This window comes from Mucilaginibacter sp. SJ, from assembly GCF_028993635.1.
In the GTDB taxonomy this organism is placed as follows: domain Bacteria; phylum Bacteroidota; class Bacteroidia; order Sphingobacteriales; family Sphingobacteriaceae; genus Mucilaginibacter.
Genome location: NZ_CP118631.1, coordinates 445,522 through 459,719 on the forward strand (window position 1 = coordinate 445,522; position 14,198 = coordinate 459,719).

The window sequence follows — 14,198 nt, forward strand, 5'->3', positions numbered from 1 at the left end:
AATATGAAAACAATTTTGGTAGTTAATAACTCATCCCAAATTAGTGGAGCTGAGTTTAGTCTTTTAGAACTACTGGACACGCTGAAAAATCATTATAAAATTATTATCGCCATACCTGAAAAAGGTGATTTCGGACAAAAACTAAGCTCGCTTAACTATCAGGTTGAATATTTTAGGATGCTCCGGTTCTCGCGCAAAAGCAATGGTTCAAATAAATTGCGCTATGCTGTTACCCTCCTGGCTACGTCTTTTAAGATTCTTTGTTACGCAAAGAAAAACAATATTGATCTCCTATACTTGAACTCAAACCAGTCTGCGGTTTATTCGATATTTATCAGGGTGCTAACCCCCATAAAAACCATATGGCATGTCAGAGATTCCCTGAAAAATAAAATGATTACCAAGGTTTTAAGTTTAGGCGTAAGTCAAGTAATATGTGTTTCAAAATACATTTATGCTCAAATTCCGGTAAAAAAAGAGAAAAAAACCTTGATCTACAATGGGATAGATACAGACTTATGGAAGCCTTTTCGCAAAACAAACGGGCTTTTGCCGGCTACAATTGAAGACGAAAAAACGATACTGATAGGTAATATAGGACAATTGATTCCATGGAAGAACCATATGGAACTGATCAAAGTCGTTAAATTGATATCTTCAAAAAGTGAAAATGTTCATTTTTTATTTTTGGGAGATGATTTGTTTAACCAGTACCCAGAATACGTAAACCAACTCAAATTGGCTGTTGGGGATACAAACTTAACCGGCTACATTTCTTTTTTAGGCAATCGGCAAAATATTTTGAGCTATATAAATCAAATTGATATCCTGGTACATTGTGCAACAGAAGAGCCATTTGGAAGAGTTGTTATGGAGGCTATGGCGCTACAGAAACCCGTTGTTGCTTATAAATCTGGGGGGGTCGCAGAGCTTATTGTCGAAAATAAAACAGGGTTTCTTGTAGAACCTTATAATTATTCGGATTTTGCAGATAAGCTGGAGCTACTTTTAAAGAATAAGCCACTAAGAGACAAATTTGGATTTGAAGGTAGAAAAAGAATACAAGCCAACTTTTCGGCCGAAATTTATACCGGAAAGATTCAGACACTTATAAAAAAGCAAATTGCATAGGAGAACATACACTTTTAGTTGGCATTCCGTCTGAACCGAAAATTGCGTGATGTAAAAAGAAAACTCCTTAAGATTTTTGAAAGTTATTTTGTATTTATTTATCGGTAAAGATCAATGGTGAGTATTTATGCTATTAGTAATGAATTTGAATTGTCTGATGCTGGTCGTTCATCTTATCTTAATTCATTTCCTTTTGATATCCAAAAGAAAATTTTAGGGTTTAGCAAATGGCAGGATGCCCAGGCATCTTTTTTAGGAAAAGTTCTGTTAAAAAAAGGATTGGAAGATTTTAAGATAGATTCTAATTTGTCAAATTTAAAATATACATCTTATGGGAGGCCTTACATAGAAGATGCTTTAGATTTTAATATATCTCATTCGGGAAATTGGGTTGTTTGCGCATTTTCTACAATTGGACGTATTGGAGTTGATGTAGAGAAAATTAGTCCTATTCCGGTTTGTGAATTTAAAAGTCATTTTCTTGAAGAGGAATGGAATCTTATCCTCCGTTCTGAAAATACGTATCACACCTTTTATGCTTACTGGACAGCAAAGGAAGCTATAATCAAGGCCGAAGGGAAAGGGCTTAGTATCCCACTTTATACCATTTGGATTAAGGGGGGGCTATCAGTGCTGGGACAAACCCCTTGGTATTATAAATCTGTTTCATTAGCTGACAATTATCAAATGCACATTGCATCTGATAAGCCGTTAATAGATATAGACCTGATTAAATTATCATTGGACGACATTGTCAATGTTAAATTGTAGCAGCCGTTAAAATTGAATCTTTTTGAAGAAAAGACGGAATGCTATGGGGCAAACCGCAACTATAAAGAGTACTTTCCTTCAAAGCAATTTGTTACTGAATACGAATGCTATTTTATCTCCGCGTAAGCCAGCTTCATAGCATCCTTTAATGTTAACAGTAAACCGGAATAAATTACGGGTTTATCGAACTTGCATACTAAGTCAATAAAATCTGAATATTTTATAAAAAATCTTAATGATATTATTTTAATTTGATTTTTATAAGTATTATTGTAACGGTAAGCCAGTGTATTCTGGTTTAATAACGATCTACCCGAATTTATTTTGAATTAGTCTTTTTCTCCTTCAATGTGAAGGGGTGTCAGCAAAGCTTTGCGGCAATTGATCATTAAGCAAATTTTTTTCTTCTTATTCTCGTAGAGAAAATCTTAAAAACTTAGGGTTAGCAATTGATTTGGTTAAAGCCAGAATATTTAAAATGTTACTACTTAATAATTGGATTAAGGCAGGAGTTATCTGTTTCCTTTAGCATCATCGGGCCTTAACTGGATCCCGTTTATCTGAAAAGTCAGGCGTTTGATCAACCGCATCCCAATTTTTACCATTTGAAATGAATCTTGTAAACGTTTTAACCGAGAGGAGTGAACTGAAACTCCGTGGCGTGTTTTTTATTTCGAATAATAACCAGGAGGATTTTCTGTCTTATCATTCTTTATATCATTCAGCATTAAAGGTATTATCTTGTTTGCAAGATAAAGGGATGCCGCCAAATAGTGAATTGGTATTTCAAATTGAAGACAATAAAAGTTTCCTGATTATCTTCTGGGCATGTTTACTAGGGGGGATTATACCGGTTCCATTGGCAACCTCTAAAAATGAAGATCATAACAGGAAGTTTTCTCAGGTTTGGTCGTTACTATCAACCCCGAGTCTGATAATTTCTCCGGATGCCCTGAACCAATTGGAATACTATCTTCAAAGTAAGGGACAAAATGATCTGCTGCAGCAAATAAGAAGTAATCTTCTGTTTGTAGATGATGTTTTTTCATCAAATAAAGATGGTAATATCTGTCAACCTGGTGATAATGACATCGCGTTCATACAATTCTCATCGGGGTCTACCGGCAGCCCCAAAGGTGTTATGCTTACACATGCTAATCTTATTGCTAATGTAAACGGGATTGCAAATGCTGCATCCTATTCCGAGAATGACAGCATGTTAAGTTGGATGCCTCTTACCCATGATATGGGAATGATTGGTTTTCACATTAATCCTTTGTTCTGCGGACTTAATCACTACATTATACCCACAAGCGCTTTTGTGAGAAACCCAAAGTTATGGCTTGATAAAGTGTCTGAGCTCAAGATAACGATTACATCTTCCCCTAATTTTGGATATAGGTACTTATTGAAACATTTGGATAAATATCCTTCAGATTGGGACCTGTCTTGTGTGCGAATAATTTATAATGGGGCAGAACCAATTTCTGAAAGACTTTGTCATGAATTCAATGAAAGGTTAGCCGAGTTTGGTTTGACAGACGTGGCAATGTGTCCGGTTTATGGTTTGGCAGAAGCATCAGTAGCTGTTACCATGTCCTCAATTGACAATAAGATAAAATCGATATCCCTTAACAGACAGAAATTAAATAGCGGGGAGCAAATTGAAGTGACAGATTTTTTATCAACAAGCGGCACATTCGTAAATGTCGGAAAGCCTGTTGATGGTTGTTCAATCCAAATTGCTGATGAAAGAAATCAAATCCTCGCTGAAAATATAGTTGGCCGGATTAAAATTAAAGGTACCAACGTCACTGGCGGCTATTACAATAACAAAAATGCATATGATGAGATCACTGACGAACGTGGCTGGCTTGATACCGGAGATCTTGGTTTTGTAAACGGAGGAGACTTATATATTACCGGTCGGGCTAAAGATATAATATTCATCAACGGACAAAACTATTATGCGCATGATATTGAAAAAGAGGCGGAAACTGTTCAAGGTATAGAGTTGAATAAAATTGCTATTTGCAGTTCGTTTGCTCCCGAATCTCAATCGGAGGAAGTAATAGCTTTTTTACTACATCGTGGAGCGCTTAAGAATTTAGTATCCATCGCCCGGGCTTTGAAAATGGTTATCAATGAAAAATTTGGTATTGGACTTAGTGCAATAGTTCCGGTGAAAAATATACCCAGGACTACGAGTGGTAAACTTCAGCGTTTCAAATTGCGGCAATTATATGACGATGGTGCGTTTCGGGATATAGAACAGGAGTTTACGGCGTTGTTGAACTCATTTGATGATGATACAGTGGTGCCCCCGGCCAACGATCTGGAAGAAAAGATTTTGAATTTATGGGAAGATATTCTGCAAAGCAAAAATATCGGGGTTGAAAAGAATTTTATTCAGGTTGGCGGAAATTCACTGAAAGGGGCAGAGCTTATTATGAAACTCCATCACTCTTTCCAGGTAGACCTGCCAATAGAAAAGTTATATGAATTTCAGACTGTCAGAAAACTTGCGTCCGAGATTGCCAATCTGCAACATAAAGCTTATCATTTTATACCTAAAGCGCCTTTGTATGATTTATATCCGGTATCCGCGTCACAAAGACGAATTTATTATGCCTGGAAAATAGCCCCTAATTCAATCGCATATAACATGCCGATTGCAGTTAAACTGCGAGGTGGTATAGATCTGGAAAAGTTGCAAGAATCGCTCGCAAAATTAGTTGCACGTCACGATGCTTTGCGAATGACTTTTTCCGTGGATGAAGAGCCCCGGTTTAGAGTGAAGGATGATGAAGAGGTTAGCCTGGGCTTGATCAAATGTGAAAAAGGCGATTGGGATGAGAAATTAAAGCAATTAATTTTGCCATTTGACCTTGCTAAAGGGCCTTTGTTTAAATTCGTTTTGCTTTATGATAATAGAGGTTATAACGGAGACTCGTTATTGCTGCTGGATTTCCATCATATTATCTCAGATGGGCAGTCTGCATATCTTTTTATTGACGAATTACTGAAAGTTTACGGCGGCACAAGATTACCGGATGCGGATACTTCGTTCAGGGATTTTGTGATTTGGGAACGTGCATCAAAAGAAACGAGAGAAAGCACCAGGCTATATTGGGCCGATCATCTTTCGGGTGAAATACCTGCTTTGGAAATATCACGTGATTTTCCCCGTTCTGCCATTCCAAGTATGATGGGTAAAAGGCAAATGTTCACGCTGGATAAGCTTTCTTGTGCGAAGCTAAAAGAGATTTCAGCAAATAATCAGGTTACTAGTCACACGTTATTTTTTACCTTATATCTGATCTTGCTGGCCAAATATTCCGGCCAGGAAGATTTTATTGTTGGCATCCCGGCTCATGGCCGAATACACCCATCTTTACAAAAAGTGCATGGGATGTTTGCGAACAATCTTCCAATCAGAAGTTTAGTAAAGGGCGGCCGAACCTTTTCTGACTTGCTAACTGATAGTGCCCGATTAATAAATAAAGCCCTTGACCGGCAAGATATGGCATTTGACGATCTCGTAAATTTTATCAAGGCGCTGCCGCGTCCCGGAAGATCACCTCTTTTCGATACCATGTTCCTTTATCAGAATTTGGCAATAGATGTTCCGGAAGCTACCGGTACCGCATTTTCGCGGTATTTATTTGACCCTGGTTTTTCGAAATTTGATATCTCTTTGGAAATATCAGAAGAAAATGATCAAATAAATTATGCTTTTGAATATTGCACCCAATTGTTCAAAGACGAGACTATTTGGCGATTTTTACAGGGATTAAAAACTATTATCAACCAGGTTATAGCAAACCCCGAAATCTTAATTAAAGATATATTAATTCTTGACACAAAGGAGTTTGAGAATTTTAATATCGATTACAATAAAACAAGCCGGAAAACGGAGGCATTCGCTACCGTTCAGGAAATATTTGAAAAAAGGGTTAAAAGCTACCCCGAAGATATCGCGATTGAATATGATGGGAAGGAAATTTCCTATCAGGCGTTAAATATTAAAGCAAATCAGGTTGCTTGCGCTTTAAGTAATAAAGCAATTGGTAATGGAGATATTGTTGGGGTGCATCTTAAAAGATCCACCGAATTAGTGGCAACCATATTAGGTATTCTTAAAGCAGGTGCTGCTTATTTGCCGCTTGAGTTGGAAATGCCTGCGGAAAGGATAAAGTTTGTTGTGAGAGATAGCGGTTGTAAATTTCTAATCAGTGATTCTTCTCCTGAACTGGGAGACGTGGTGTTTCCGGAAGTTTTGACTCTTGAATACCTATTTGGTAGTTTTCAGAATAAATATTTACAAATTAAAAATGGCGAGACAGATTTAGCCTACGTCATCTATACCTCTGGTACTACCGGGCAGCCCAAAGGGGTGATGATTGAGCATGGAAGCCTTTCCAATTATATTGTATGGGCTGGCAACCGGTATATAGAAAACGAGCCTTGTTCCTTTGCTTTCTATTCATCCATATCTTTTGACCTTACGGTTACGTCCATTTTTGTCCCGTTGATCACAGGTAACAAAATGATAATTTATAGTGAGAATGATACCCTGCTATCTATTGAAAATGTGATCCGGGAAAATAAAGCTGATATCATTAAGCTAACCCCTTCACATCTTCGTATTTTAAAAGGGAATCATTTGATGTCGCCAAAATCGAAGGTTAAAAAATTGATCCTTGGCGGAGAAGTTCTGGACACAAACCTTGCCAAAGGCGTTTATGAAGAAATGGGCAGGAAAGTTCAAATCTTTAATGAGTATGGCCCTACTGAGGCCACTGTTGGTTGCATGATCTATCAATTCGACCCTGAAGATACAAATTCGACCGTACCCATCGGCAGACCAATCGACAATACACAAATTTACTTGTTGGATAGTTACCTTAAACCGGTACCCGTCAACGTACCCGGTGAAATATATATCGCAGGGCGGGCATTGGCAAGGGGGTACTTGTTTCTTGAAAAATTGACAAGCGAAAAGTTTATTGAAAACCCTTACATAAAAGGGGACCGGATGTATAAAACTGGGGATATAGGCAGAAGAATGACAAATGGTAGCCTGGAATTTATGGGGCGTAATGATAAGCAGGTTAAAATTAACGGTAATCGTGTCGAAATATCTGAAATTGAAAATCAGTTGCTTGCGTCAGGACAAATTAAGGAGGTTGTTATTTGGGTGGATGACAAGGATCGCGATCATATGTATACCTGTTATACACCTATTGTATCTGGTAGTCAACTGCAGGAAACGTTTTTTATGAATTACCTCGCAGAACGATTGCCATATTATATGATCCCAAGGGAATTTATTCAGGTGGACTTTATGCCGCTTACTGTAAATGGTAAAATAGACATAGCAAAACTACAAGGCTTTAAGCGGACAAATTCAAACGCCGAAAAAGTTTTAGCTAAAAACGAAACCGAACGAATTTTTGCAAAGATATGGGGTGAGGTACTGAATGTTGAGAAGGTTGGTGTAACAGATAATTTTTTTGAAGCAGGGGGGGACTCCATCAAAGCGGTGCAAATTTCATCAAGACTATTTGATGAAGGGGTTTCGGTAAAAGTAAAAGACATTTTAACTTATCATACTATTGCATATATAAGTCAACGGGCTGAACATGTAAATGGTCGGCGTATATACAAACAAGAGCCAGAGGAGGGAGAGTTTTCGCCAACTCCTATCCAAGCCTGGTTTTTTAGTCATCGGCTTAAAAATCCCCACTTTTTCAATCAATCAATTTTATTTTCAATTAATTGCCCTTTGAATCTTGTTGTCCTTGAACAAGCTTTTAATGCATTGATTGAACATCATGACGCATTTCGCATAAATTATAATCCGGAAACAAATTCATTTTTTTATAATAACAAATTTTTAAAAGAAACACAGGTCATCAGGAAGCTTGACATCAGTGATGATTGTACTTTGAGTGATATCTGTAATGATGTCAGGAACTCGTTTAATATATTGAATAGTCTTTTAGTTAGGATGGTTATAATACGGCACCCTGACGGGAGGGAATACCTGTTTATAACTGCGCATCATCTTGTTATGGATGGTTTATCCTGGCGGATTTTCCTGGAAGATTTTTTCAAAGCATATTCATTAGCAACCGAGGGCACTCCGGTAAGCCTTCCTCAGAAAACAGCGTCCTTTAAAGAGTGGAGTTTAACACTCAATCAACTTGCAGAGTCAGAAGAAATGCAAAGTGAAAGATTATATTGGGAAAAAATGGCAGATCCCTCGTTTACACTGCCCACGGATTTTGTTTCAGAAAATTCATTGATGAGACATTTAAGGAAAGAGGTTATAAGTTTGGATAAAAAAACAACGGCTTTTTTATTAAAAGGTGCGCACAAATCATATAATACAGATGTACCGATACTATTAAACGCAGCCCTTATTCAAACTCTTCACCAATGGACAGGATTAGGCGTATTTATTATTGAACAGGAAAATTACGGGAGATATATGGTAGGTTTGGATGCTTCCAGAACCATAGGCTGGTTCACATCTATGTATCCTGTTAAATTAACCTACAGTGGTGAAGTAAATACTCTTCTTAAGTCAGTCAAAGAGATTATGAAGGGGGTGCCTAATATGGGTATCGGTTACGGGATTAACACTTTTCTGCCTTTTAAAACAACTCAGGCGTCGAAAATATCGGAAATCCGGTTAAATTATCTTGGGCAGTTTGGATCAGAACTCAATAACAGATTGGTATCATTGATCCACGATGCTAATGGAACTGAAACTGATCCTGAAAATGTATTCACCGCAAAGCTGGAATTAAACGCTATTGTAATAGACGGTGTGTTTCAAATGGAAATTGCATATGATTCTACTTTATTTAAAGGATCTACAATAAGCAGACTTGGCGAAAGCTTTCTGAGTAATCTCACCGGTATCCTGACATACCTTAAAAATGAGGATGATCTGTATTTCACACCCTCGGATTTTTCTGCCGCAGACCTGAACGAGGAAGACATTAAGATCCTTTTCGGTGAAAACTAAAAGGTTTAATGACTGACACGTTATAATTACCCTTCTTGCGCATAGCCGTATCTATAATCGACACTTCTTTAATTCATAAAATCTTATGCTGACTAATATTTTGAACAAGGTTGGGAATACCCCTCTCGTGTATTTGAAGAATGATGAAATACCAAATGTTAAAATATTTGCCAAGTTAGAATATTATAATCCTACTGGTAGTGTAAAAGACAGAGCTGCCTGCTATATCATCAACAGAGCATTAAACGAGGGTATTTTCAATCAAGATACTGTAGTAATCGAGTCTTCGTCAGGGAATTTTGGAGTTGCATTATCAGCATATACTAAAATGCATAACCTAAAGTTTATTTGTGTTATCGACAATAATACATTGCCGGTTAATGAGATGCTGATAAAACTCCAGGGGGCCGAAATAATAAAAATTACCGAACCGGACGAATATGGAGGATATTTACTCAATAGGATAAGAAAAATCAAAGAGCTTCTTGTGGAAATGCCAAATCTGTATTGGGTCAATCAATATGCCAATACTTTGAATGCTGAAGCATATTATGGCTCTCTCGGGAGAGAAATTTGCCAGGAGGCGCCCGGGCAACGCGTGGAATATGTATTTATGGGAGTAAGCTCAGGTGGCACAATAACGGGAGTTTCCAAAAGGGTAAAAAAGGAACATCCTAATGCCAAGATAATCGCCGTTGATATTTATGGATCTGTCATATTCGGAGATACTCCTAGAAAGCGGTATATACCGGGAATAGGTTCAAGTATACAGCCGGAGATACTTGAGCAGGCAATCATTGACGAGGTTGTGCTGGTTAGCGAATACGAAACTATACTATGTTGTAAGGAATTATTGGAAAAGCATAATCTTTATGCGGGGGGCTCCTCCGGGTCGGTATACGCAGCAATAAAAAAATACTTCAAGAACAGGGAAATGGATGCGCCTGTAAACGTCATGTGCGTGTTTGCCGACCGGGGTGAGCGGTATATCGAAACAATTTACAATCAGAAATGGAGCGAAATGATAATGAATAGTTCGCTTCAGGAAAATTTGCTGTAATCAGGTATTTCTAAATCAAAAAATCAATAGCTCAATAATCTATGATCTATATCAACGATAAGGATATTAAGGAAGTAAACCCCGATTGGGAAGAAAATATCAAAATAATTGAGGCGTCGGTAAGGTGCCTGGCCATCAATGATTATGTTCAGCCCGTTAAGCCTTATCTCAGATACCGGGATCTAAAGAACCGGATAATTGCTATGCCGGCATTTTTAGGAGGCGACATCAATATGGCCGGTATAAAATGGATAGCGAGCTTTCCGGATAATCACAAGGCCGGATTGCCCAGGGCCCATTGTGTTGTGATCTTAAATAATTCAGATACAGGCGAACCCGTTGGAATTATAAACAGCGCGACTATATCAACCATAAGAACCGCGTCTGTAAGCGGTTATGTTCTAAAAAAGTATTTGGAAAAAAAAGGCAAAGCCGATCTAAAGGTAGGTATCGTTGGCTTTGGTCCAATTGGGCAATATCATTTAAAGATGTGTTCAGCGATTCTTGGCGAGCGTTGTTCGAAAATAATGTTGAATGACCTGAAAGGCATAAATTCCGAAATTATCGATAATGAAGTAAAGGACCTTGTTGAGGTGGTCGACAGTTGGGAAAAGGTTTATGATGAATCGGACGTATTCATTACTTGCACAGTTTCAAAAGATAGGTACATTGACCGAAAGCCCAAAAACGGATCGCTTCATATTAACGTTTCGCTTCGCGATTATAAAACCAGCGTTTACCCATGGTTTAAAGACGCAATTATCGTTGATGATTGGGAAGAGATATGCAGGGAAAATACGGATATAGAAAATTTTCATTTTGAAAATGGTCTGAATCGAGATGACGTTGGTACTCTAAAGGATTTACTGAAAGTAGATTGGATAAATTCATTTGAAGAAAGTCAGGCTGTTATGTTTAACCCAATGGGTATGGCAATATTTGATATTGCTATCGCGCAATATCATATGAAGCATTTGGAACTTGAGAATAAAGTACGCGTTTTAGCATAGATCCGGCAGTTGATAAAATGATAAGATGTGCGGCGTTTCCATGGTAAATGTTCGCTTTTTTCAATGTATTTTAAACATTTGCGATGAAAAAAATTACCGGTAAATCAAAATACGGAATACTTTTAATTACGTTTTTATTAATGACTTTGTCGTATGGTAAAGTCGAAGCTCAACTGTTTCAAACTACTTTTAAGGTAAACGGGCGGGTGATAAAAATTAATGAGCTAAATAAAAAAATAGAAGGTATTATAGACAGTGCCAGTATCCCCGGTTTGTCATTTGCAGTTATCGATCACAATGAAGTTGTTTTTTATCATACATACGGTTTTAAGCAAATCGAAAAATTGCCACGCGGAACGATCAGGCATAAGGGTAAAGTAAATAAAAGGTCACTTTTTGAAGCATGTTCATTGTCAAAAAGCTTTTTTGTTTTCGCTGTTCAACAACTTGTAGACCAGGGCGTTTTGAACCTGGATACTCCATTATATCGATACCTTACCTATCCAAGACTTGAGCATGATGAAAGGTATAAAAAAATTACTGGCAGAATGATACTTTCTCATTCTTCGGGTATTGAAAACTGGCAGCATTATAATGCTCCGGACAAGCTTGAAATAGTTAGTGAGCCCGGAAAGGAATTTGTCTATTCAGGAGAGGGCTATGTTTACCTTTCAAAAGTGATAGAGAAACTCTTGGGTACAAGCACTGAAAATTATATGAAAGAGCTGGTTTACAAGCCGCTTAAACTTAAGCGAACGTTTACCGTTTTCTCAAAAGACGGACTTAGCCCGGATAACTACACAGTTGGCCACAATAATTTTATGGAGCCATCATCCAAAGAGAAGAATCAATCTCCTAATATTGCCGGACTTATAAATACAACTGCCAATGATTACGCGAAGCTGCTGATCGGTTTTTTTAAAAATAATAATTACCTGTCGCAGAAACGGATTTCTGAGATGACCGGTGCTGATACAAACAAGCACTATCCTATGATGGATAAAAATGATTATTGGGGCCCGGGTTTCGGCGTAAATCATGAAGAGAGGGATACTGTACTGTTTCAGGCCGGAAACAATGATGTATTTAAGGGATTTGGCTTTTATTCCTATACCCGAAAATCGGGTTATGTAATGTTCGCGAATGGTGAACCCGGAGATAGGATTATCAAGATTCTTGACAGCCTTACTACTGCCCAGCATCATATTTTCGATTTTAACAGCCAGTACCCTAACTCAACGCTTAAAATATTGAATGTTTATAATAAACAAGGTTATCTTCCTGCTTTGGACTATTTTAATGTGTTATTGTCAGAAAAGGGAAATTTGATTTCAAAAAAGGATTTCAGTGAATGGGCTAATCTTTTTCTTGAAAAGGAACCAAAATTTTCTGCTGCTATAGCGATGGAATATGAAAACCGCTATCCCTCTTGCCAGGATGCTTTTATATTACACGGAAATGCTATGGTGAAAATAAAGCGCATTGAAGATGGAATCAGGGACTATAAAAAAGCAATAGAGTTAGACAATACTTCACGTGTACAACTTGAAAATTTAATAGCCCAATGCTATGATCTGCTTAAAAAAGAACAATAAAAAAGGGCATTAATTTATTTCCCTACAACAGTTCCGTTACTTTGATATAGCAGTTATTCAAATAAAAGCTTTATCAATAAAAAAACGAGCTTTCACAAACAGCCCATTGCTGATATACCGATTTATAAGCTATAAAATAGTAAGGAGAATCATGTAATGCTTACTGTTACCATAAATTCCAAAAGATGAAGGGGCTCCCCTGGAGATTCATCTTACGTGCTGATGTTTTTTCAGATCCCTGTGTTATATAACTCAATATTGGTTTTTTAAGAACGACTTAATAACAAAATGAATTTCAAACAGAGAAGAGAGGCACTCATTAGAACCTCGATTAATTTAGAGGATGAAAAATTTCATCAGCATCTAATCCGTGCATATGGCGCTGATACCGGATTTCTGAGAAAAGATATAAAAATCCGTGAGGTTATAACTCCTGTAGCCATTTTAAATGCGATTGGGAAGGAAACGGATGTGACAAGAGCTTATGGCGTGGATATGGAACAATTGCGATCACTTGGTAAGGTTGCGGTTTTGTTACCAAGCAATGGAATAAATCTTTGTTTGGCCAAATCGGTAGGTGCTTCTTTTTTAGCCGGCAATGAAACTATTATAAAGTTGCCGCGCAAACTGCATTCATCAGGTAAATACTACCGTGAATTGGTGTTGAATAATTTACCTAACGTTTCATTTGCTCCGGATAATATCTCCTCCAAGGATTTTTTGAAGGACTGTATTTCTGATCCAGATATTAAAGCTGTTGTTATTTACGGGGATGATCGTTGGATATGGGAATATAAAAATCTGGTTCGAAGATCCGATATAAAATTAATATTTGAAGGCCCGGGTAAAGATCCCCTTATTGTAATGGAAGATGCAAACGTCGATTTAGCACTCGAGGCTGCAGTTAAGGGAGGCTTATTAAACGGAGGGCAATCCTGTTCTGCTATTGAAAGGTTTTTCATTCATGAAAGTATAGTAGAAGAGTTTTGTACGAAACTTACTGAAAAGGTGGTCAAACTCAAGATTGGGAAACCGGAATCTGAAGAAACCGAGATAGGCCCTGTTTTATCTTTTGCTGTATTAGAGCGTCTTGAACAACAGGTAAAAGAAGCTCAGGCAGATGGCGCAAAAATACTTACCGGAGGCAAAACAGAAAAAATAGACTCTATTGGTGGTTCTGTATTTCTCCCTACCGTACTTATTGGATGCCATCCCAAAATGAGAATAATCAGAGAGGAAAACTTTGGTCCGGTATTCCCGGTGATGTCATTTTCTTCCGAGGAGGATTTGTTGGCTAAAGTAGATAATTGTGATTATGGACTAAATGCAAGCGCATACGGGACCATCTCGACCGATTTAAGGCAGTATCTGGTCAACACACACAGAAACGTTTATTATAATTCAACGGTTACCGGCGTAGGAAACCAGGATTCGCAGGTAATAGACGGCGGATATAAGAATTCGGGATTTATCTGGAAATGGCATAAAGACAAATTTTTGCAAATAGAAGGCAAAAGGATGCTATTGAAAGAACTTTCGCAATAAGCACTGTGCTTGATTAACATTTCTTTATGTTGAGTATCAATTCATTT

Annotated in this window: 7 protein-coding genes; all 7 read left to right on the top strand. The window is 37.6% G+C overall.

The features are described 5' to 3' along the window. Positions 1-3: 3 nt before the first annotated feature. The 7 genes from MusilaSJ_RS01670 to MusilaSJ_RS01700 all read left to right on the top strand — a co-directional run bounded on the left by MusilaSJ_RS01670 (position 4) and on the right by MusilaSJ_RS01700 (position 14,151). Positions 4-1,131 carry a glycosyltransferase gene (locus tag MusilaSJ_RS01670; RefSeq protein ID WP_274988341.1) on the top strand — a complete coding sequence of 376 codons (1,128 nt, stop codon included), beginning with the start codon at positions 4-6 and terminating at the stop codon, positions 1,129-1,131. 114 nt (positions 1,132-1,245) lie between these two features. Next, a complete protein-coding gene (locus tag MusilaSJ_RS01675; protein WP_274988342.1) occupies positions 1,246-1,902 on the top strand; it encodes a 4'-phosphopantetheinyl transferase family protein in 657 nt (218 codons plus the stop codon). Positions 1,903-2,512: 610 nt separating this feature from the next. Continuing rightward, positions 2,513-8,941, top strand: coding sequence for a non-ribosomal peptide synthetase (locus MusilaSJ_RS01680; protein ID WP_274988343.1), 6,429 nt, complete (start codon positions 2,513-2,515; stop codon positions 8,939-8,941). An 85-nt stretch (positions 8,942-9,026) separates the two neighbouring features. After that, positions 9,027-10,001 carry a 2,3-diaminopropionate biosynthesis protein SbnA gene (gene sbnA, locus MusilaSJ_RS01685; protein WP_274988344.1) on the top strand — a complete coding sequence of 325 codons (975 nt, stop codon included), beginning with the start codon at positions 9,027-9,029 and terminating at the stop codon, positions 9,999-10,001. Positions 10,002-10,042: 41 nt separating this feature from the next. Next, positions 10,043-11,011 (top strand): hypothetical protein, encoded by a 969-nt coding sequence (locus MusilaSJ_RS01690; RefSeq protein WP_274988345.1) that lies wholly within the window; start codon positions 10,043-10,045, stop codon positions 11,009-11,011. 83 nt (positions 11,012-11,094) lie between these two features. Further along, positions 11,095-12,606 (top strand): serine hydrolase domain-containing protein, encoded by a 1,512-nt coding sequence (locus tag MusilaSJ_RS01695; protein ID WP_274988346.1) that lies wholly within the window; start codon positions 11,095-11,097, stop codon positions 12,604-12,606. Between the two features lie 288 nt (positions 12,607-12,894). Further along, complete coding sequence (locus tag MusilaSJ_RS01700) at positions 12,895-14,151, top strand: aldehyde dehydrogenase family protein (RefSeq protein WP_274988347.1); 1,257 nt, start codon at positions 12,895-12,897, stop codon at positions 14,149-14,151. Positions 14,152-14,198: the final 47 nt, after the last annotated feature.

Excerpts from the sequence above, each read along its gene's own strand:
- MusilaSJ_RS01670 (WP_274988341.1), top strand. The coding sequence starts at position 4 with ATGAAAACAATTTTGGTAGTTAATAACTCATCCCAAATTAGTGGAGCT.
- MusilaSJ_RS01680 (WP_274988343.1), top strand. The coding sequence starts at position 2,513 with ATGAATCTTGTAAACGTTTTAACCGAGAGGAGTGAACTGAAACTCCGT.
- MusilaSJ_RS01695 (WP_274988346.1), top strand. The coding sequence starts at position 11,095 with ATGAAAAAAATTACCGGTAAATCAAAATACGGAATACTTTTAATTACG.
- sbnA (WP_274988344.1), top strand. The coding sequence starts at position 9,027 with ATGCTGACTAATATTTTGAACAAGGTTGGGAATACCCCTCTCGTGTAT.
- MusilaSJ_RS01675 (WP_274988342.1), top strand. The coding sequence starts at position 1,246 with ATGGTGAGTATTTATGCTATTAGTAATGAATTTGAATTGTCTGATGCT.
- MusilaSJ_RS01690 (WP_274988345.1), top strand. The coding sequence starts at position 10,043 with ATGATCTATATCAACGATAAGGATATTAAGGAAGTAAACCCCGATTGG.
- MusilaSJ_RS01700 (WP_274988347.1), top strand. The coding sequence starts at position 12,895 with ATGAATTTCAAACAGAGAAGAGAGGCACTCATTAGAACCTCGATTAAT.